Annotated in this window: 15 protein-coding genes; 6 read left to right on the top strand and 9 right to left on the bottom strand. The window is 59.6% G+C overall.

All coding sequences use genetic code 11. The annotated features are described in order from the left end of the window. The first annotated feature begins 79 nt into the window (after positions 1 to 79). From NKI18_RS22705 to NKI18_RS22685, 5 genes are all read left to right on the top strand, one after another. Positions 80 to 6103 (top strand): DEAD/DEAH box helicase, encoded by a 6024-nt coding sequence (locus NKI18_RS22705; RefSeq protein ID WP_353020542.1) that lies wholly within the window; start codon positions 80 to 82, stop codon positions 6101 to 6103. A gap of 174 nt (positions 6104 to 6277) precedes the next feature. Next, entirely contained in the window at positions 6278 to 8062 is a 1785-nt protein-coding gene (locus NKI18_RS22700) for a class I SAM-dependent DNA methyltransferase (RefSeq protein ID WP_353020539.1), read from the top strand. Beyond that, positions 8062 to 9471 carry a restriction endonuclease subunit S gene (locus tag NKI18_RS22695; RefSeq protein ID WP_353020536.1) on the top strand — a complete coding sequence of 470 codons (1410 nt, stop codon included), beginning with the start codon at positions 8062 to 8064 and terminating at the stop codon, positions 9469 to 9471. The genes NKI18_RS22700 and NKI18_RS22695 overlap by 1 nt, the downstream gene beginning before the upstream one ends. Positions 9472 to 9592: 121 nt before the next feature. Next, the gene (locus tag NKI18_RS22690; RefSeq protein WP_353020533.1) at positions 9593 to 10348 is read left to right on the top strand and encodes an abortive infection family protein; all 756 of its coding nucleotides are present in this window, start codon (positions 9593 to 9595) and stop codon (positions 10346 to 10348) included. Then, complete coding sequence (locus tag NKI18_RS22685; RefSeq protein WP_353020530.1) at positions 10348 to 13488, top strand: type I restriction endonuclease subunit R; 3141 nt, start codon at positions 10348 to 10350, stop codon at positions 13486 to 13488. The genes NKI18_RS22690 and NKI18_RS22685 overlap by 1 nt, the downstream gene beginning before the upstream one ends. A gap of 72 nt (positions 13489 to 13560) precedes the next feature. On the opposite strand, the gene NKI18_RS22680 is transcribed toward NKI18_RS22685, so the two are convergent. The 5 genes from NKI18_RS22680 to NKI18_RS22660 form a co-directional block, all read right to left on the bottom strand. Next, positions 13561 to 14535: a hypothetical protein gene (locus NKI18_RS22680; RefSeq protein ID WP_353020527.1), complete on the bottom strand. Its 975-nt coding sequence runs from the start codon at positions 14533 to 14535 to the stop codon at positions 13561 to 13563. 176 nt (positions 14536 to 14711) lie between these two features. Then, entirely contained in the window at positions 14712 to 15032 is a 321-nt protein-coding gene (locus NKI18_RS22675; protein ID WP_353020524.1) for a hypothetical protein, read from the bottom strand. Further along, positions 15029 to 15619 carry a DUF3102 domain-containing protein gene (locus NKI18_RS22670; RefSeq protein ID WP_353020522.1) on the bottom strand — a complete coding sequence of 197 codons (591 nt, stop codon included), beginning with the start codon at positions 15617 to 15619 and terminating at the stop codon, positions 15029 to 15031. Before NKI18_RS22670 ends, NKI18_RS22675 begins: the two co-directional genes overlap by 4 nt. A 1-nt stretch (position 15620) precedes the next feature. Beyond that, positions 15621 to 16112 (bottom strand): hypothetical protein, encoded by a 492-nt coding sequence (locus NKI18_RS22665; RefSeq protein ID WP_353020520.1) that lies wholly within the window; start codon positions 16110 to 16112, stop codon positions 15621 to 15623. A gap of 278 nt (positions 16113 to 16390) precedes the next feature. Next, complete coding sequence (locus NKI18_RS22660) at positions 16391 to 17320, bottom strand: hypothetical protein (RefSeq protein ID WP_353020518.1); 930 nt, start codon at positions 17318 to 17320, stop codon at positions 16391 to 16393. 295 nt (positions 17321 to 17615) lie between these two features. Between NKI18_RS22660 and NKI18_RS22655 the strand changes: the two genes are divergently transcribed. Further along, positions 17616 to 17804 carry a hypothetical protein gene (locus tag NKI18_RS22655; protein ID WP_353020516.1) on the top strand — a complete coding sequence of 63 codons (189 nt, stop codon included), beginning with the start codon at positions 17616 to 17618 and terminating at the stop codon, positions 17802 to 17804. A 55-nt stretch (positions 17805 to 17859) separates the two neighbouring features. On the opposite strand, the gene NKI18_RS22650 is transcribed toward NKI18_RS22655, so the two are convergent. The 4 genes from NKI18_RS22650 to NKI18_RS22635 form a co-directional block, all read right to left on the bottom strand. Continuing rightward, positions 17860 to 18099 (bottom strand): hypothetical protein, encoded by a 240-nt coding sequence (locus tag NKI18_RS22650; protein WP_353020514.1) that lies wholly within the window; start codon positions 18097 to 18099, stop codon positions 17860 to 17862. Positions 18100 to 19122: 1023 nt separating this feature from the next. After that, positions 19123 to 19392: a hypothetical protein gene (locus NKI18_RS22645; protein WP_353020511.1), complete on the bottom strand. Its 270-nt coding sequence runs from the start codon at positions 19390 to 19392 to the stop codon at positions 19123 to 19125. Between the two features lie 374 nt (positions 19393 to 19766). Beyond that, complete coding sequence (locus tag NKI18_RS22640; protein ID WP_353020508.1) at positions 19767 to 20021, bottom strand: hypothetical protein; 255 nt, start codon at positions 20019 to 20021, stop codon at positions 19767 to 19769. Then, complete coding sequence (locus NKI18_RS22635) at positions 20018 to 20257, bottom strand: hypothetical protein (protein WP_353020507.1); 240 nt, start codon at positions 20255 to 20257, stop codon at positions 20018 to 20020. The genes NKI18_RS22640 and NKI18_RS22635 overlap by 4 nt, the downstream gene beginning before the upstream one ends. Positions 20258 to 20572 lie beyond the last annotated feature (315 nt).

Genomic DNA, 20572 nt, shown 5'->3' with positions numbered 1-20572 from the left:
ATCGGGCCTAGCGCATGAGGGACTGCGACGACATCTGCGCGAGCTACTGGGCGGGAATAACCCCGCCGCTGGGGCATTGTTGCAAGAGGCCGTGCTCGAAGGGGCTCACCCTTTCATTACAGCCGACAAGAGCATGCATGAGCTGTCGGAATCGTTGCTCCATCCAGACTTGATCTCGGCGCTCGACGAACTGCCGTTCGACCACGACTATCGTTTCCCAAAGGATCGGAAACCCTTCCTGCATCAGACCGAAGCCTGGCGGCTACTTGCGGACAAAGACCCGCAATCCGTCTTGGTGACCTCCGGAACCGGCTCGGGCAAGACAGAATGCTTCCTATTCCCGATCCTGAGCGATCTCGCCGCACAGGCACATGGGCAGCGTGAGTCACTCAAGGGGGTGCAAGCCATCATGCTTTACCCGCTTAACGCATTGATTGAGAGCCAGCGCGAGCGCCTTTCGGCCTGGACGAAGCCATTCAATGGAAAAGTTCGCTATTGTCTCTACAACGGCGATCTGCCGAGGGATGCTCGGGAATCGGATCGCCGTCGCTCGCCAGAGCAAGTAATCGATCGGGTGCAGCTGCGCGCAGATCCCCCGCCGGTGCTCGTCACTAACATCACCATGCTTGAATACATGCTGGCGCGCGCCGAGGACCAGCCGATTATTGACGCCTCGACAGGCAAGCTGCGGTGGATCGTCCTTGACGAGGCCCATTCTCTGGTCGGTGCTGCGGCCGCCGAGATAGCGCTGCTGCTTCGGCGGGTGCTGCTCGCCTTCGCTGTAAAGCCCGACCAGGTTCGCTTCGTAGCCACTTCGGCGACTATCGGTTCGGGCGAAAACGTGCGCGAGCAGCTCCAGCGCTTCCTAGCCGACGTCGCCGGCATCCCAGACAGCCGGGTTCACGTAGTCGAGGGCCGTCGTCGGATGCCAGACCGTCCGACCGGCCAGCACACGCGCAGCTCGCAAGACATTCGCAGCGCCGACCCAGCTCAGCTTTATGACATATTCGGCCGCGATCCGCAGACATGGAGTCTCGTTGAGAGATTGTTCCAGGGAAGTGTGTCGCTTGCCGATTTCGATTTGCCCGCGCGCGCATATGAAGCCGGCGCGGCCGATCTCGTTTTCGCCATGTCGCGCGCTGCACGCAAAACTGCTGACCGCGAAGAGGAACGCCTTGCGCCGGTGCGCCTTCACGCATTCGCGCGCGCCGTTCCTGGTTTATGGAGCTGTATCAATTCGGAATGCCTCGACAGGCCTTCGAACTGGCCATTTGGGCGTGTCTTGTCCGAGCGCGCGGACTATTGCCCGTCCTGCCGGGCGCCGGTGCTGGAGATCATAAGCTGCACCGAATGCGGCGAAGCCTACTTAGAAGGAACGGAAAGGGGCTCACGGCTGTTTGCACCGTTGCGCAACCCGCCGCGTGACGAGTTCGCCTTCGAGAGCGCCCGCGAGAACGAAATCGGGTCTGAGATCGCCGACGATGTCGAGGAAGAGGGGTCCCACGATGAACGTGCGGCCTTCGAGCGCGACCGTCTGTTCGCCGCCAATCCCACTCCCGCCGCTCGCGGCTTCTGGCTCGATAGGAAAGCCGGGTGGCGGGTCGCCGACGCGCCTGTGGAGGGCGGCCAGTCCCTTTTGTGCGAGGAATACGACGGCCCCCGCGCATGCCCGCATTGCAGTCCGGAAGGCCGCAAGACCTCCGAAATAATGCGGCCGCTGCGGTTCGGGGCGCCCTTTATCCTCGGCAATGCAGCGCCAATTCTGCTCGAAGGAGTAGAGCCGGCCAAAACGGCCGAGGGAGAGAGGCTCCCCTCAGCCGGTCGCCGGCTGCTTTCTTTCACCGACAGCCGCCAAGGCACAGCGCGGATGGCTGCCAAGCTGCAGATGGAATCAGAGCGAAACTTCGTCCGGTCTTTCATTTATCACCAAGTCCAGACCTCCATGAGGCCGAAAGCGGGCGCGGCGGAGCAGATCAAACGGATAGAGGCGGACATCGGCCAGTTGGAACCTTTGCTCCTGGTCAACAAGTCCCCGGCGCTAGAAGCGGTGGTCGCCGGAAAAAAGCAAGAATTGGCCGAACTTGAGTCTGGGAGTCCTGACGGAATTACGTTCCCCGATTTGGTGAACCGTTTGGCCGAACGGATTGAGGTGGCCAAGTGGATAAGAGATGTCTGGCGAGCGCGCGACGAGGCACTCTTCACTGATGCTGGGAAGATTGCCGAATTCTTATTGCTTCGAGAATTCGCGCGGCGGCCGCGGCGCGCCAATTCGGTGGAAACCTTGGGTATGGCGCGGCTGCGCAATCCTACGATCGGACGGCTTACTGATATCCCTGACGCGTTCCGACGCAGGGGAAAGGCTATAGACGACTGGCGAGCCTACCTCGACGCCGTGCTTACTTTCTTCGTGCGTGCCAACGGCGCGGTTTCCATCTCGCGACAGGTGCAGCACTGGGTATCATCCAAGGCGAAGCTGAAATCGCTGATAGGCCCGGAGGAACAAACCAACGGCGATAAGAGGTTGCAGGCTTGGCCAAACGGCTATTTTCGCGCCCACCCGCGGTCGCGGCCAGTAGCCCTTCTTCTTCATGGCCTGGGGCTCGATTTGAGTGACGCAGCCGACAGGGCGGACCTTGACGAATGTCTATCCGCAGCCTGGCGACAGGTCCAGTCGACGTTCTCGGCCGACCCGGAGCGACGCGTCTTCGACTTCAGCAAAACCTTCGTTGCGCCGGTCCTAAGCGCGTTCTATTGCCCGGTCACGCGCCGCATCATCGACCGAGCGCCTTTCGGCCTGACGCCCTACGGGTTGGAGGACAAGCGAGACGAACGCCGACGGGCTATTCCGGTCGAGATGCCGCGACATCCTGAGCCCTTGCTTGGGCTAGATGACATGAGCCGCGCACGGCAAACCGTTCACAAGTGGATCGATTCCGATCCATCCATAGCCGGTCTGCGGGACCGCGGCGCATGGACGAATATTTCTGATCGTATCGCTCTCTTCGGCGACTATGCGCGTTCCGCCGAGCATTCGGCCCAGCAGGATAGCGGACGGCTCCGCCGCTACGAACGGGATTTCAAGCTTGGTAAGATCAACATTCTCAATTGTTCCACCACAATGGAAATGGGCGTCGATATCGGCTCGGTCTCGTCGGTGATGATGACCAATGTGCCACCGTCCATTGCCAATTACCGGCAGCGCGTCGGTCGCGCCGGCCGACGTGGCCAAGCTGTCGCGATGGCCTTCACGTTCTGCAAAGATCGGCCGCTCGACCGTGAGGCGTTCCGCGATCCATATGGCTTCCTCCGCCGGACCCTTTCGGCACCAACCGTGACGCTGAGCAGCAGGCCGATCGTCCAGCGTCACGTCAACGCTTTCCTCCTCGGCGCCTTCATGCGTGAGCGTGCTGGCGACTCGCTGAAGATGCAAATCGGCGCCTTCCTTGGCTGCCCTACGGAGCTAACGGAAGCCCGCCTGCTAAAAGCAGACCGGCCGGTCGAGATTTTCATCGAATGGCTCGAACGTCCCGCTGTAGCCGCAGCGCACGAGGCCAGCCTCGCGACGCTGACGAGGCGGTCGATCCTCGAAGGTGACCAGACGGTCATCGAAGATGCCAGGAATCTTATCGTCGACCTCACGAAAGGTTTCGTTGGCGAATGGGAGGGTTTGGTGGCTCTCGCGAAGGACGAGGGGCTGAAAGAGGCGGGCAAATCCCGCATGGGCATCGAGCTCAAGCGAATGTGCGGAGAATTCCTGCTGAGCAGCCTAGCTGACCGAGGGTTCTTGCCCGGTCACGGCTTCCCTACTGACGTGGTTTCATTCATCCCTGGAAAGGAATTCAAATCGCCCGAAGACGCTCCTCTGGACGGGTCGCGCCAGTTCCGGACTGTAGGCCCTCAGCGCTCGCTCGACCTCGCGATCCGAGACTATGCCCCGGGGTCGGAAGTCGTGTTGGACGGTCTCGTCCACAAGTCTGCAGGCGTGACGCTGAACTGGAAACGGCCCGCGAGTGAAGAGAACCTGGCTGAGATCCAGAGTCTGCGCCATCACTGGCGCTGTAGGGAATGCGGGGCGAGCGACACGAAACGCGGCGGAGGTCCGGAGCGTTGTCAGGCTTGTGGCGCCGAACGCCCATACAGTGTCGAGTTCCTGCGACCAGCCGGGTTCTCCGTCGATCCAAGAGAGCGGGCGCATGCCGATACGGACACACTTTCTTATGTCCCGCCCGAAGATCCAGCCGTGTCCACTCGCAACAGCCCTTGGCGGACTCTGCCGGTTCCAGAGCTGGGTCGTTACCGCTGCAGCCGGGAAGGTCTCGTTTATTACTCCAACAGGGGCGGACCAAAGGGATCCGGCTATGCGGTGTGCTTGAATTGCGGCCGGGCGGAAGCGGATAGCAGTAATGACGGCTCGGGGATCCTCCCGCCAGCGCTCGTGGATCACAAACCATTGCGCTACCGAAAGGACAAGGACATATGTCCTGGCAATGAAAAGCCATTTAGCATCAAGCGAAACATCTCGCTCGGACACGAAATAACCACCGACGTTTTCGAGCTGCAGCCGCGCCATCCTCTGCGCCGCGCGGCGGCAAATGCGCTTGTCATTGCCCTACGCGAAGCTCTTGGTCAGGAACTTGGCGTCGAGGCGGACGAGATGGGCTTTGCAGTAGCGGAAAGTCGCAATGTTCTCGGTGCATCCACCGCATCGCTGTTCATTTTCGACCGGGCTACTGGTGGGGCAGGCTTCGCGGTGTCGTTCGAGCATCTGATGAGGCCAATCCTTCGCCGCGCGGAGCAAATCTTGGATTGCAAAACGCCGGGTTGTGAAAAAGCCTGCGCCGCCTGCGTGCTCACCTCGGATGCGCCCGATGGCAAGGATGACCTCGACCGCAAAGCGGCGCTCGATTTCGTTCGCGGTCACCTGACGTTCCCCAAAGAGCTCGCTCCAGTTGATTGCTTTGTCGAGGGGGCAGAGCTGTCCCTCTCTCCGCTGGACGAGATTGACTGGGAACTCCGCAGGTCGGCCCGCTCAATTTTGACCGTCTTTCTGCCCGAGCGCAGCGTCTCGGCGGCTATGCAGGATTGGGCGCTGGCCGGGCAGTTCCTACGCTGGACGATGTTGGGTCATCGGGTGAGATTGGCCATCGCCCCTGTGTGCCTGGAGAAGCTGAGTCCCGCCGAGAAACTGGCAGTTCGGGATTTCGCTCTGCAGCACAATGTCGAGCTGGTTTCGGCAGAGGCGCCGGTCTTCGCAAACGGTGCATTGGCGCTGTCAATCGTCGGTGAAGGCGAGTTGAGCTATGTTTGGGCGTCCCGCGAGGAGGAGCCACGCCTTCCAGGATTGCGATGGGGAAGCCCGAACACCCTTCCCGTCGTTAGGGGAAGAGCACCGGTTAGCCTGAGATTTGCGACTGTCGACCCCAATACGCTTCTCCCGGCTCCGGGTGCGCAATTCGTCCAGATCGGTTCGGAACTCGACTGCGATTTCGCATCTTTCGGCGATCGTGCGTCCAAGATCATAGTCGACCTTCTCTCAAAATGTGGCGCCTGGTCAAAAGCTGGCGTCTTGGGAGCTACCTATCAGGACCCTTATGTTTCCTCTCCACTTGTCGCGCGCTTGCTTGTCGACACGATCAGTCAGGTATTCCTCGATTCCGGGGCAAACGGTGCGTTCCTGACGGTCGAAACTCGATCACCCCGTAGCAATGAACAGCGAGGTCAGCCTTGGCAGATCGGCCATGATTGGCGGGCAGCGGGCGATCAGAAGGCGGTGACCGCACTCCTGGGGCAACAGCGGGGTATAGGCGTATCAGTGGTTCACAAGGATGTGCCGCATGGACGCTACTTGGACATCGAGTTCAAAGACGGAAGCCGCGCGACGATCGTGCTTGACCAAGGGTTCGGAGCTTGGTCACCACCCCGACATATTCCAGTCCGGCATGATTTCGGTGCTGATAAGGCCGCTCAAGCGAAAAAGCTCGCAGCTATAAACGCTGTTCTCCATAGGAACGGGATCGGCAAGACCTATTTGGTTGCCACGCGGACTTTGGCAGGGAGCGAGGACCGCCGAATTAACGCGCCAGATTCGCATGGAAAATCATAACCCGCCCGCAAAAAGCAAGCCTTGAAACGTGATCCTGGTTCAGCTAGTCGAAACGACGAACCCCACCATACCTTCATTAGCAATGGGAGCCATTTCGGCCTAAATGGCGCAAGCAGATTGTTCGGGATTCGGCACGAGGGCGGAATGGCTAAACAGACTCAGAGGGACAGATTCGTGGCGGAGCTGGCCGAGCTTGGCGGTTCCGCAGGAAACGGACGTTTGCGCGAAGCGCTGGAATGGGATGAAACCACCTATACCGCGGTGAGAGATGAACTCGTCGCCGAGGGCGTCGTGGCGACCGGACGTGGTCGCGGCGGTTCGGTCTCGCTTGGCGGCGCGGTTGAAGCCGACGTCGCGGCCGGTGCGCCGGTCGCTGCGCGTGCGCACCCTGCCCGTGCCAATGGCAACGGTAAGGGTGGCGATCTCGGTTTCGAGGCCGAACTGTTCAAGGCCGCCGACAAGCTGCGCGGCAACATGGAGCCGTCGGACTACAAGCACGTCGCGCTTGGCCTGATCTTCCTGAAGCACATCTCAGACAGTTTCGAAGCCAAACGCGCTGAGCTGATGGCCGATTATCCCGATGGCGCCGAAGATCCGGACGAATACGCCGCCGAGAATGTCTTCTGGGTGCCGAAAGAGGCGCGCTGGTCGCACCTTCAGGCGAACGCGAAACAGTCTTCGATCGGCAAGATGATCGACGAGGCGATGATCGCGATCGAGAAGCGAAACGAAACCTTGAAGGGCGTGCTGCCGAAGGATTATGCCCGTCCCGCGCTCAACGCGGTGATGCTCGGCGAACTGATCGACCTAATCTCCGGCATCGCATTCGGTCAGGAAAAGGGCGAGGCGCGCGACGTGCTCGGCCGCGCCTATGAATATTTCCTCGGCCGGTTCGCCGGATCGGAAGGCAAGCGGGGCGGCGAGTTCTATACGCCGCGGTCAGTTGTGCGGGTGATGGTCGAGATGATCGAGCCATATAAGGGCCGCGTCTACGATCCCTGCTGCGGATCGGGCGGCATGTTCGTCCAGTCGGAAAAGTTCGCCTTGGAACACGAGGGGCGGATCGGTGACATCGCCATCTATGGGCAGGAGTCGAATTATACGACATGGCGGCTCTGCAAAATGAACCTGGCCGTGCGCGGGATTGATGCTGAGATCAAATGGAACAGCGAGGGCAGCTTCCACAAGGACGAACTGCGCGACCTCAAGGCTGACTACGTCCTCGCGAACCCACCCTTCAATATCTCTGACTGGGGCGGTGATCGGTTGCGGGACGACGTGCGCTGGAAATATGGCATGCCGCCAGCGAGCAACGCCAACTTCGCCTGGATTCAGCACATCGTGCACCACCTTGCTCCGAGCGGCACGGCAGGAGTGGTTCTCGCGAATGGCTCGATGTCGTCGACCCAAAGCGGAGAAGATACAATCCGCAGGGCGCTCATTGAAGGTGTGGGTGGCACACCCGGTGTCGTCGATTGCATGATCGCCCTTCCCGGCCAGCTTTTCTATTCAACGCAAATTCCCGTCTGCCTGTGGTTCCTCGCTCGGGACAAATCCAACGGCATCGCACGCAATGCGAAGCTCCGGGATCGTCGAGGCGAGATCCTGTTCATCGATGCTCGCAAGCTTGGTCACATGGTAGACCGCACACGCAAGGAATTCTCTGATGCCGACATCGTGAAGATTACACGCGCATATCACGCGTGGCGTGGCGAAGCCGATGCGGGCAACTACAAGGACATTCCGGGCTTTTGCAAAGCCGCAACCATTGAGGAAGTCCGGCAACAAGCGCACGTATTGACGCCTGGTCGATATGTTGGGAGTGCTGAAGTCAATGACGCTGAAGGCTTGTTTGCGGATCGCTTTGCAGACCTGACCGAAAAGCTTCGCGGCCATTTCGCGGACGCGGACGCACTCTCTGCGCGCATTGTTGAGACTCTTAAAAAAGTGGTGGGCTGATGGCGCGAGCCCAAACCATAACTGGCGGACGCGATGCAACTGTCGCTGTGATCCCGGGGCGATACGCGCTCTCGGTCGGATGGCCCAATCTGCCCGCGCCTGAAGGTTGGAGCTGGACGCCCTTGTCTTCGGTTGCGAGACTTGAGTCCGGGCATACACCCAGCCGACGGCGCCCCGAATACTGGGGCGGTCCGATCCCTTGGGTCGGTATTCGTGATGCTACCGGAAACCACGGCCGCGTAATCCATGAGACGCTTGAATCCACAAACGAGCTAGGGATTGAAAACTCCTCGGCCCGCGTGCTCCCAAAAAACACTGTTTGCCTATCGAGAACAGCTTCCGTTGGCTACGTCGTCGTCATGGGTCGCCCGATGTCGACCAGCCAAGACTTTGTGAATTGGATTTGCTCGGAGGAGTTAAACCCGCACTTTCTCAAGTATGTCCTGCTTGCTGAGCGCGAAGCTCTTTTGATGTTCGCGGTCGGGAGCGTCCACCAAACGATCTACTTTCCTGAGGCCAAGGCTTTTCACATCTGCATGCCTGATCGCATCACGCAGGATTCGGTCGTCGAAGTCCTCGGGGCGCTCGACGACAAGATCGAGTTGAACCGGCGGATGAGCGAGACGCTGGAAGCGACCGCGCGCGCGATTTTCAGTGACTGGTTCGTGGATTTCGGTCCGACTCGCGCCAAGATGGCCATGCGGGGCGAAGACCAGCACAGAAACAATATCGATCGCTCGCCCTATCTCGCCGCCGACATCTGGTCTCTCTTCCCGGACACACTTGATGAGGACGGCAAGCCGGAGGGCTGGAGTGCGGGAGCTTTGTCGGATGTCGCAAGCCTGAACCCAGAAAGCTGGTCCCGCGCGATGTATCCCGAAGCGGTCGACTATGTCGATCTATCCAACACCAAATGGGGATCTATAGAGGCAACCACTCCATATGCGCGGGAGGCGGCACCGAGCCGCGCTCAGCGTATTCTGCGGCCGGGTGATACTATTGTTGGCACCGTCCGGCCTGGCAACGGATCGTATGCCTATGTTTCCGCTCAGGGCTTGACCGGAAGCACGGGCTTCGCCGTGCTTCGGCCAAAGGATCAGATTTTCCGTGAGGTTGTTTACTTTGCAGTCACTGCAAAAGAGAACATCGACCGCCTCGCACGCCTCGCCGATGGCGGAGCTTATCCGGCCGTGCGTCCAGAGCTAGTGACAGCAACTGAACTCGTTGTCGCGCCGGGGAGCCTATTCGCTGCATTCAGTTCCACAACCAGAGCACTTCTTGACCGGGCGGAGGCAAACAAGCGTGAAACAAATACTCTAGCTGCCACCCGCGACTTCCTGCTCCCGAAACTAATGTCGGGCGAGGTTCGCATAAGGGACGCCGAGAAGCTCGTCGGGGAGGTCACGTGATGTGCGGAGCTGTCCGCCGCGAACTGCAGCGTTGGGCGCGGGACGGTGCCGATTTTGACGTTGAGGAATTGGTCGGCCCATTTCCCAAGATCGTGGTTCTCGGGCCAGCGCCGAGAGCGGCATGAGCGCGGACTGGTATCCAGGTATCAAGGCATTCAGCGCGCATTGGCGGCATGCGCCGATGCTTCAGCAAACCTTCGAGACTCTCGAACGCGAATTCGCCGACGAGAACGACGCCTGCATCGACGCGGCCAAGGGCTTTGTGGAATGCGCGTGCCGGTTGTTGATCCAGGAATTGGATGATCCGTTAAACCCGATTGAAAAATGGCCGGACAGTCCAATTCGAAATGCCCATCCGAGTTTCAGCAATTGGGTGTCTGCCGCGTTTCGCTTGATGGCAATCGTCGAGCGTCGCGACGACCCGTTCAGCAAGATAATATCTCAACATTACAACCTGACGGAGGCGCTCGGAAAATTCCGCGACATTGCTGGAACCGTCAGTCACGGGAAGGACGGCTTGAGCAAAAAGCTTTCCGCGCATCACCGCCGCTCCGCGTTGCTGGCGGCGGACGCGATCGTGACGTTCCTTCACGAAATCTATTTGGAGCGGGAACCTGATCCCGTTCGCACTTTCGAGCCCTACGAGCGGTTTGAAGGGTCGAATGCGATCATTGATGAGTTCGCCACGTTGAGGGCCGAACTTGACGAGGAAGGCTTCATCCGTGCCGTCGTGATCCTCCCCGACGGCGAAGAGGTGCCTCTCGCCATCGAAACGTCTCGCCTCCTCTTCGGTGTGGATCGCGAAGCCTACAAACTCGTGCTTAATGCATGTCGTGAAGCCAAAGCCGCTGCGCCTCAAAACGCGGAGGTCGCCTGATGGCTTATCTTTCCGAAGCCGCAGTAGAACAGGTGGTGCTCGATCAACTCGCGGGGCTTGGCTACGCGATTTCAACCGATGCCGAGATCGGGCCGGACGGAAAGGCGCCCGAAAGGGAAGCCTATGCCGATATCGTGCTCGTCAAGCGTTTGATTGCGGCGATCGAAAAGCTGAACCCGGCGATCCCGGCCGAAGCGCGTGGCGACGCGTTGCGGAAGGTATTGGCAACCGAGAAGCCGTCGCTTATCGAAGAGAACCGCCGTCTGCACAGACTGATGGTCGAGGGCGTCGATGTTGAATTCTACAGTGAAGACGGCACGATCCGGGGCGACAAGGTTCGCCTGATCGATTCCGAGGATGTCGCCGCGAACGACTGGCTTGCAACCGGCCAATTTTCGGTGATTGAGGGCAGCATCAATCGGCGGCCTGATATCGTGGTCTTCATCAACGGCCTGCCGCTCGGTGTAATCGAACTCAAGGCCCCTGGTGGCGAAAACGCCACGCTTTCCGGCGCGCACAGTCAGCTTCAGACTTACAAGACACAGATTCCGTCGCTTTTCCGAACCAACGCGGTCCTTGTCACCTCTGACGGCATAACGGCGCGCGTCGGCTCGTTGACCGCCGATCAAGAGCGGTTCATGCCCTGGCGCACGACCGATGGAAGGGTCATCGCCGCGAAGGGGCAGCCGGAACTCAATATCCTGATCGAAGGCGTCTTCGACCGACGCCGCCTACTCGATCTGCTGCGCGAATTCACCGTGTTCGGCGAAACGGGCGCCGGGCTCGCGAAGATCATCGCTGGCTATCACCAGTTCCATGCGGTGCGGCACGCGGTCGAGAAAACCGTTGAGGCGTCAGCACCGCAGGGCGATCGAAAGGTCGGCGTGATCTGGCACACGCAGGGTTCGGGCAAGAGCCTTTTGATGGCATTCTATGCCGGACAGCTAGTGCGGCGGCCCGAGCTTGAAAACCCGACAATCGTCGTTATCACCGACCGCAACGATCTGGACGATCAGCTTTTCGGCACGTTTTCCATGTGTCGCGACCTGATCCGTCAGACGCCGATCCAGGCCGACAGCCGCGACGATCTGCAATCGGCGCTCAGCCGCGCGTCGGGCGGCGTAATCTTCACCACCATTCAGAAATTCTCGCCAGCGACCGGCGAGGCTACCTATCCGACTCTGACTGACCGCCGCAATATCGTGGTGATCGCCGACGAAGCGCACCGCAGTCAATATGGCTTTCGGGCACGGATCGAGCAGAAGAGCGGCGGAATCGCCTACGGCTTCGCTAAATATCTCCGCGACGCCTTGCCAAACGCATCCTTCATCGGGTTCACCGGAACGCCGATCGAAAAGGACGATGTGAATACGCCAGCCGTGTTCGGCGAATACATAGACGTTTACGACATCAGCCGCGCGGTTGAGGATGGCGCTACGGTCCCGATCTATTACGAAAGCCGCCTCGCGCGCATCGAGCTTCCCGACCAGGAAAAGCCTAGGATCGACGCGGAGATCGCGGAACTGACTGAAGACGAGGCCACAACAGAACAGGAGCGTATCAAGCGTAAATGGGCGACCGTTGAGGCGCTTGTCGGGTCCGAGAAGCGGGTTGCGATGGTAGCCGCCGATCTGGTGCGGCACTTCGAGGATCGCGTCGCCGCCATGGATGGCAAGGCGATGGCGGTCTGCATGAGCCGCCGCATCTGCGTTGCTCTATATAATCAGATTGTGGCTCTACGGCCCGATTGGCATAGCGACGAGGACGCGGCGGGCACGATCAAAATAGTGATGACGGGGTCCGCCGTAGATCCTCAAGGCTGGCAACCCCATATCGGCACCAAAGCGCGCCGCGATCTTCTGGCGAAGCGGGCGAAAGACCCGAAGGACGCGCTGAAGCTCGTGATCGTGCGAGATATGTGGTTGACCGGGTTCGACGCCCCGTCAATGCACACGATGTATATTGACAAGCCGATGAAAGGCCACGGGCTGATGCAGGCCATCGCCCGTGTGAACCGGGTGTTCCGCGACAAGCCGGCCGGGCTCGTTGTTGACTATATTGGGATCGCTCAGAACCTCAAGAACGCACTCGGCCAATATTCCGGTTCAGATCAGCGCCAGGCGGGGATCGATGAAGCTGAAGCGGTTGCAGTGCTGCTTGAGAAGTATGAAGTCGTGAAGGCGATGTATCACGGTTTCGACTACGCGCGCGGACTGGCGAGCGCTCCACATGAACGCCTGGTTGTGCTGGCCGAGGCTATCGAATGGATACTGGATCGACAGCATGAGGCCGCCGCCAGGGAGACCAACGAAGACGGAAAACGCCGCGAAAACCGCCGCTATCAGGATGCCATGCTCGCCTTGTCCAAGGCGTTTGCTCTGGCGTCGGCAAGCGATGAAGCGCGCAATATCAGGGACGAAGTGGGCTTCTTTCAGACGGTTCGCGCAGCCCTAGTGAAGTCGGTCGACGGCGCCGAACGGAGCGCCGCCGATCGAGAGTTTGCCATCCAGCAGATTCTGGATCGGGCGGTCGTTTCAACCGAGATCGTCGATATCCTCGCGGCTGCCGGGATTACAACGCCCGATATCTCGATCCTTTCGGATGAGTTCCTCGCCGAGGTTCAGCAGCTCGAAAAGAAGAACCTGGCCCTTGAGGCACTACGCAAGCTCCTGAACGATGAAATCCGCTCCCGAAGCAAAACGAACGTGGTTGAGACCAAACGCTTCTCCGAACGCCTGGAAGCGGCCATCACCCGCTACCACACGAACGCGATCAGCACGGTTGAGGTATTGCAGGAACTTATCGAGCTCGCCAAAGAGGTTCGGGCCGCTCGAAGGCGCGGTGAAGATGAGGGGTTATCACAGGACGAGGTCGCCTTCTACGACGCACTGGCAGAAAGCGAGAGCGCCGTGGAATTGATGGGCAACGATTCGCTCAAGGTGATCGCGCACGAACTCCTCGTCAGCCTCAAGGGCAGTGTGTCTGTGGATTGGTCACACCGCGAAAGCGCCCGGGCACGCATGCGAGTGCTAGTGAAGCGAATTCTGCGCAAGCATGGTTACCCGCCCGATCTCCAGGACGCCGCCGTGCAAACGGTGCTTCGTCAGGCCGAGGCGCTTTCTGCGACTTGGGCAGTTTGATCGAAATTCCTTCGGCAGCCATCCCTTAGAGGGCTTTACGACACCTGCGCGCCGGAAGAGGAAGTGACCTCATCAGCTTAATGACTTGCTGCCGCCGAATGAAATAGAGCTCACTCGCCAGCCCGCGAATTGGCTTTGTCGCAAAATACCAATCGCCATTGATCGGCCGCGCGATTCCTGCGAGCCGCCCATGCTGCGGTCGCGGCCGGATGAACATCCACCTCTTCGAGCTGTAGTTCGCCCAAACGCTGCTCGGTTCGTTCTTCGTGCGGGCCTGGTGCTGGCGAACCGAGTGCCACTCGCCTGCAGCCAAGCGCAACGCCTTCCGCGCCGCCTCAGCCTCTTCGGGCGCAAACTGAAGCTCGCCGTGCAAGTGCAGCCGATGATGCTCGGAACCTCCAATGCGAACCAGCAATCGACGTGACGGCCAAGCGCTGCCTCCAGACGCCGGGCGATACGTTTCGACAGCCAGCCGGCGGTTGATGACGCGGTCCTGACCTGGGCCTCAATGTCCCGAGACAGGTCAAGCGTAAAGCCGTGCACATGGCCGAGCGAGCGAAGGGCGTGGTGGAACCATTCGAGACGGGCCGGGTCGCTTAGATCGCGCCAGGCCGCCGGCAGGACGTGCTCACGCAGGCCAGGCAGTATGACGGCATAGTCGCGCCAGCAACGGGCTTGTCGAAGCTCTTCGGCGTCGGTCAGAGTCTCGGGCTTGTAGGACGATGAGACGTTCGGGAGTGTAGGAGAGTTGGTTAGGTGGATGACAGGGTAGAGAGGGTGGGAGGGCGTCACGTAGGTAACTGAAGTCCCCCCGTTCGCCCGCAGGTCGTCCAATACCGCAACCGCTTGGAACAGCGGGCGAAATAAAGCGTCACGATAGACTGATTTGACCCTCGTCCGTTTTACTTTGTTGTCAACGCGGGCTTCTGCGTCGAGGGCTTCGAGCGCCTTTAGATTGTTGTCGTTGAGGGCATCGAAATCGATGTCATCACGGCGCTGTATTTGCGGGTCAGCCTGACAAGCAGGCGCGAAACTGCTGTAATTCACGTTATCACCATTGTTAAAATCGGTCGCCTTCGCATAGCGCGACCGGATAAGGCAATTCGCGATCGATCCTTGGTGGCGACCGGGCGTTGCGATTCCAGCTCGCTTCGATAGGGCGCAACAGAAGAGTTCGCCGAGTCAGCGGCGGGCCTGGTCGTCAGCCCTTCTTGCTGCCTGGCTTATGCCGCCAGCTTTTCCGGTGCAGACTGATTCCCTGCCTGTTTCAACGCTTCGGCCATCGCCTTCCGGAACACCTCATGGCCGGCGATGTCGTAGAGCTCGGCGAACCTCGGCAGAACCTTTACAAGCATCTTCATCAAGGTAGCCGCCGCCTTGGCCTCTTCCGGAGTCACTGGTGCCGGGGTCGTCCTCGTGGTCGCCAAAGGTGTCTGGATCGCAGCCGGTGCAGCCTTGACCGGAGTCTGAGCCGGCGTGCCGGTGGGTGGTGTCGGGAGCGCGGCGGCTGCAGCATTGGCGGGCGTGGAGCTCGTGGTCGTCATGCTGGTTGCTGCCGCCCTTGCCGGTGCCTTGACTTTGCCTTGGCCGTGGCGATCATCTCCTTGACGCGCTTTGGCTTCGGGGTCGGCTTTCCTGCTTTGATGTCAATGGCAATGGTCTTGGTGAGCTCGTCGCGCACGGAGTCTGCATTCGGTGCCGCCAGAAGCTGCAAAGCAGTGTCGGACAGATTCAGATTCAGGACGGACCCGCTCTCCTCAACCATACGGGCCACGTTCATGTAAGTTTGGGCGGTTTTCGCGGTCATTTCGAATTGAGCCTGAATCCACTTGCCGAACATGCCGTGGTCGAGCGTGTCTTTTATCGAGCGCAGTTCTTTGCCGATCTCAACCATATTGCGGCTGACGCTTTCCCTTTGGCCGTGAATACGGCCGGCCGCTTCCTCAGCCAGCTTGGCAATCTCCGGCTTTAGGGCGCCATAGATGCTCTTTCTGAGAGATGGCGGCATCGGCGTGGCAACGGCCGCTGTGTGACTGGCTGCAGGCGTGGCTGCCTCATTGTTGAGGCCTTCAAGGTTGTTGAATTCAGCAGCGCTAAGATCGAGGTCTTCCAGTTCTGCGTCGACGGTCATTTCAAATCTCTCCTGTTGTTTTCCATTGCGGAAGCGACCAGCGCACTTGCTTGTCGAGTTGGTCGCGGACTCGATTGAGGCGCACGATTTCAGCGAGCGCCTTTTTCTTAGTTGCCGGGACTGTCATGTCGGCGGATTCTAGGTCGGCAATCGCCCGGTCGATCTCTTGCCGCTTGTATCGGGCGATAGCGTCGGCAAGGCCGGAAGCGGAATCGAGAAAAGCCCCAACCATTCGCTCAGCACGGCCAATTGAGGCGCGATAAGGTTCGCCCCATTGTTCCTGCCACTGGTCGTCGCTGTCTCCATCAAAGGCCGGCGGTGCAACGCCTACGCTCTCGAGCACTTCCTCAATGACCGGCCAGTTGCCGTCACTGGTCACATATTCGTTGAAGGGCCGAGTAGAGATCTTGTCCGTGGGATCGCCAGCCCGCTTCGCTAGCTCCGCTTTCCGCTCGCGGTAGGCGCGCTGATATTCTGCTGCTGTCTTAGCCATGTGCGCTCCAACTGAGTTGATGCCTGCTGTATCTACCTCCACCTTAACATTTAACTGTTAAATGTCAAGAGAGCATGCAAGATAGAGGATGGCCGCTAGTCCAGGTCCGCGATGCCAGTGCCTCGCAAGCGCGACAAACGGCCCGGTAGCACTCAGCGAAGTCGGATCTCTAAAGTTCGTGATCGGTCGGTCAAATGCGAAATCGTTTCGTATTTGACGCTACCATGGCCCCAGGGACTTGAACTGTCCGCCTGGGTTCCAGCGCCGGGAGGTTGCCTTCATCGGGCAGCTTGAGCACGCCGAGCCCTGCGCGGCTTTGTGAAGGACAGCTTCTTTGACAGGCCGAACTCATCATAATCCTGCCGGGCGATCTGTTTGAGCTGCCGGGAAATGAAGACATGGCGGTTCGCGGGCACGGCCTTGCCCCAGCGGCGCATCTTGGTGATGTAGGAAGTCCAACCGGCCGCGCCGATGATCGGTTTGAGCTCGAGCTGCTTCTTAGCCCAACCGCGATCTTCGATCTCGCCGCCGGCACGAGTTAGCGCCTCGCGGACACGAACGGAATCGACCGTGCCCAATACCACGACACCGTGAGCGTGAAGCCGCTCGAAGCCCTGATTGTCGCGGCAAAGCTCCAGTATGAAGGAGTAAGGAAGGTCATGCCCCACCGCCCGCCGAAACTCTCTGCTGATGTTGTTCGAGAGTAGCCGCGCCGGATCGTCGCTGTTCAGGAGCGCACTCTCACGTCCGATCCCCAAGTTGAGCGACCAGGCGAGTCCTCCTTGACGGCCGGCTGCCTCGATGCCGGCTTGAAGCTTGCCGAGCTCACCAAGCTTTCGCCATTTGGGCTTGGTGCTCTCGCGCTTGCTGCTCTTGGTCTTCGGCTGGGTAGCAGGCGCTATAGGGCGTGAGGGGTTAGGAGCGGTTGGGATACAGGGTGATTGTGGGTGAGCTGTGCCGGTAACTGGCGCGTCGATATGGTGGGGCGCGGAATGCCTGGATTTCGGGGCTTCTGACGTATTGGCCGGAACCGCCGTTGTCGCAAATTTGCCGGTGTCGATCGGCTCTACGATCGGCGCTTCAACACGCGGGAAGCCGGTGGGGAGAGCGGCGATGAACTTCGCGAGATCACCGTCAAACTCGGTGTCATCAGGAGACTCCGTATGTGCGCCCGCCTGACAGCCGGGCGCGGGATTGCTATAATTCATGTAATCACCATTGTTAGACCGGTCGCCAACTGAAGATGTCGGCCGGTCTTTTTTTGATCGCAGCGAAATTTATAGCGAAAAGCGCGCCGGCTCTCGGGCGGCGTTGTCACTTTCTTCGTGTGCTGATCGGGATCATCCGGGCCAGCCCGCTCGTCGCTCACGCCTGTCCGCGCTTCTTGCTACCTGGCTGCTGAGCAAGGCACGGCGCGTAGCAGCCCACGCATCCACCTGATATCGAGCGCATGCCCGCTGCCGCTCTGGCCATTCCATTTGGCCAATGCGCCAGAGCGAATATATGCTTCACGGACAGATCGAGCCAATCGAGGGCATCAAAATGGAAAGCCTTTGGGAGCTAGTGACTGAGGACGAGGCGATCGAAGCCGCGATCGCATGGCATGGCAAAGATCCCACAACGTCGGTCGCCTGCTGCGCCTTCGAGCTGTTCGGCCATGACAAAGACGACCCGGACTACAGGTTGATTTGATCTGTTTCTGAGGCTTCTAAAGAAGGAACAGTAGGCTGGGGGGCTTAGCTCAGTCCTACGAGTCGAGGCCGTAGGGCTCGTGCCCGAGCTCGTTGTGATGGAGCGCCTCCTCCATGCACCTGATGTCGAAGGCCTGGCCGCATGCCGGGCAGACGACGAAATACTCCTCCTCCCGGAGTGGCGATGCGTCGAGGGCGTCTTGAGGGATGAGGATGTCGTTGTATTCGTCGGGCATTGGGTCCTCCGGCAACGCCGCCCGCCGTGTCGGAACGCGTGCCGGCAGGATTTGTTTCACGCTTCGCTGCTGTGAGTTGAACGGGTGACTTTGGTCGGAATATCGTGCTGTGTTTTCCGGGCACTGCTCTTGAAGCCCGAGAACCTCTGAACTGATGAGCCACCCGCAAGTGCGCGGGCCTTCTGCTTGCCTGACCTGGGGAGCCCGAGGTGCCTGCCGGAACAGTGCTTGTGAACCGTGGGCCTGGTCCAAAAACCCTGCCTCGTTTCGTATTCATATGGTGTTTTAGATAAACAGGTAAAGAAACATATATATACGAAACACGGTGAGGGCTTGAGCCTTAGTTACCAAAAGTGACTAATGGATCTTCCGGCAGGCAATGAGCTCCGGCAGGCAGAAAACCGCTCCTTTGTCCGACGCAGAAAACCGTGCCGGAAAGGCGTCGCTCCGGCCTCGATCCAGTTAACGGGACGACGCGAATCGGGGTGGCGAGCCTCGGGTTAGGCGCGCCGCCGCATTTTCAGGTGCACCGTGGTGAGCCTCAGCGCAGGCCGGCCCAACCAAACATCCAATTTTCCGATACTGCTCTATTCGTCCACTCTCTCAGGGCACCGGCTCTTCCTTAGTGTCTGCAGTGGTTGTAGTGGTGCTCTATGCGCGATGGCGGATATCTGCTTTTCATATGCGTGTGCGTGTCGGTGCTCTCCGGCGTGCTCGTAACCTGGTCGTCCGAATAGCTATTCGACCTTGGCCTGCCTGGCTTCTGGTGATGATGGCTCTGTCTGCTCTGGTCTCTGCAGGGGAGCGCTGTAGACGCTATCCGTCTCTTGGCCGCTGTCTGTGTCGTCGGAGTTTGTCGGTGCTCGCTGGTGGACTTGCCTGGCTGTTTTCTGACGCTTTTGATCTGGTTGCGGGCTGATGATTTTTATTTTGCTGGTCTGGTTCGACAACTTGGTGGAAACCTAGGGTAAACCAGTTGTCTTTGTGCGGAAGATGACTTTACAGAATGTGGTTGCCGGGGTGACAACCATGGCCTGGCCGGTAGTGGACCTGCCTGGGCCTAAGTGGACCTGTTGTTGACGTTCAGCCTCGCCTGTGTCTGATCCGGACCTGCACGCCGGGAATGATGCTGGTTCTGCCTTTTGCTCGCTTGCGGGGCTTTGGCGTTGGATCCATGGTGGCCATGAAGCGCTTGCCGGCGCCTACAGGATCCCTGGCGTCGTCGATGGCGGCGATTGATTCAGCCGTGAGGTGATAGACCTTGTCGTCGAGCCTGAGATAGACGCATTGCCTGGTCTGGGCGATGTCGACGCGGTCGTCTCTAGCGAAGTGCTGAGCCAGCAGCTTTGCCATCAACGATAGAACGTCCTGCCTGCTTGCCACGAGCGGAGCCCTTCCATCATCGCGAGCGAACGCTGCTGAGGCCAAGGGGTTCCATGGCTGCTGCCTGGTAAAAGGAAAAGGCGATTTGCAGCTCGCCTTCTCCAACAGATCACCTGGGAAGACCGAACCAGGCTCTGTCTGCGGGTGTTGTTTTTATGCCAACACGACCGCCGGCTGCGCGTTGCCCAGGTGAACTGCCTCCCCTGGGTTAGCTCGAATGTTCTGATGGTGCTTCCAGACTCGATCGTCCCGAGCCTCGATTTCGCACAGCCGGATCTGCCGCTCGAGATAGGCGATCTTCGCAGCCACGGTCCAGGTCTCGGCCCTTGGTGGAAGATGTCGGCTCATGGCTTCAGGCTCTTGTAATAGCAGGTCTTGGCGTTGACCTCCGGCGTCGCGGTCAACCCCGCTTCCGGCGGTGTCCAGGGGAATTTCTTCTCCAGCTCGATCGCCCACTGCGTCAGTTCGCCCGTGGCATCGGTGATCACCGCACCAAGACCGGCCTTTACCCTGGCCTCGATATAGGCCTCGACGATGGGCTTGATCTTCTCAGCCTCACCTTCGATGCCGACACCGTCGATCCAGATTTTCTCTGTCATGCTGCCCACTCGACGGTGCCAAGGACGTGGTCGCCCTTCTCGTTGAAGTGGTCCGGCATTTCCGCCTTGGCTGCGAAAAGATCCGCCATTATGCCCTCGTATTCACCCCTGTGCGCAGCGTAGGCGCCGTTGCAGCGCATGACGAGCGCGGAGATCCTCTCGAACACCTTGCGCGACATCGAAATGATGCCAGCGCGCGTGTGAAAACGGAACGGCTTTGAAATCTGACGTGCCATGTGAAGCTCCCTTCAATGCGTTGCTTATGCTTCACTGTCGCACATCGCATTGAGGGGATCGGCTGGTTGCTGGCGGTATCTATGACAAGCCCGCGTCTTCAAGCGTAGGCGGGAAGAAAACGCGGGCCGACCGGTGCCACCCGATCTGGCAGCAAAGCGGGGGACTGCTTGCTGCCCGCATTAAACTTCTATCGCTGCCAGCTTGTTCCATGGGTAGATGGGGTATTCGGCTTGCGCCCCTTCTTCAACGGTGATGCAGGAAGGTGCTGCGCTTCGAGCTGATGATAGAACGTGGTCTGTCCAAACAGCCACAAG

The sequence above is a fragment of the Mesorhizobium sp. M0800 genome (genome assembly GCF_040320095.1).
Classification (GTDB): Bacteria; Pseudomonadota; Alphaproteobacteria; order Rhizobiales; family Rhizobiaceae; genus Mesorhizobium.
Note: the sequence above shows the minus strand (reverse complement) of the source record. Positions and strands in the feature narration are given on the sequence as shown.

Coding starts and splice junctions, on each gene's coding strand:
- NKI18_RS22695 (WP_353020536.1), top strand. CDS start 8,062: ATGGCGCGAGCCCAAACCATAACTGGCGGACGCGATGCAACTGTCGCT.
- NKI18_RS22690 (WP_353020533.1), top strand. CDS start 9,593: ATGAGCGCGGACTGGTATCCAGGTATCAAGGCATTCAGCGCGCATTGG.
- NKI18_RS22685 (WP_353020530.1), top strand. CDS start 10,348: ATGGCTTATCTTTCCGAAGCCGCAGTAGAACAGGTGGTGCTCGATCAA.
- NKI18_RS22675 (WP_353020524.1), bottom strand. CDS start 15,032: ATGACGACCACGAGCTCCACGCCCGCCAATGCTGCAGCCGCCGCGCTC.
- NKI18_RS22670 (WP_353020522.1), bottom strand. CDS start 15,619: ATGACCGTCGACGCAGAACTGGAAGACCTCGATCTTAGCGCTGCTGAA.
- NKI18_RS22665 (WP_353020520.1), bottom strand. CDS start 16,112: ATGGCTAAGACAGCAGCAGAATATCAGCGCGCCTACCGCGAGCGGAAA.
- NKI18_RS22660 (WP_353020518.1), bottom strand. CDS start 17,320: ATGAATTATAGCAATCCCGCGCCCGGCTGTCAGGCGGGCGCACATACG.
- NKI18_RS22655 (WP_353020516.1), top strand. CDS start 17,616: ATGCTTCACGGACAGATCGAGCCAATCGAGGGCATCAAAATGGAAAGC.
- NKI18_RS22645 (WP_353020511.1), bottom strand. CDS start 19,392: ATGGCAAAGCTGCTGGCTCAGCACTTCGCTAGAGACGACCGCGTCGAC.
- NKI18_RS22640 (WP_353020508.1), bottom strand. CDS start 20,021: ATGACAGAGAAAATCTGGATCGACGGTGTCGGCATCGAAGGTGAGGCT.
- NKI18_RS22635 (WP_353020507.1), bottom strand. CDS start 20,257: ATGGCACGTCAGATTTCAAAGCCGTTCCGTTTTCACACGCGCGCTGGC.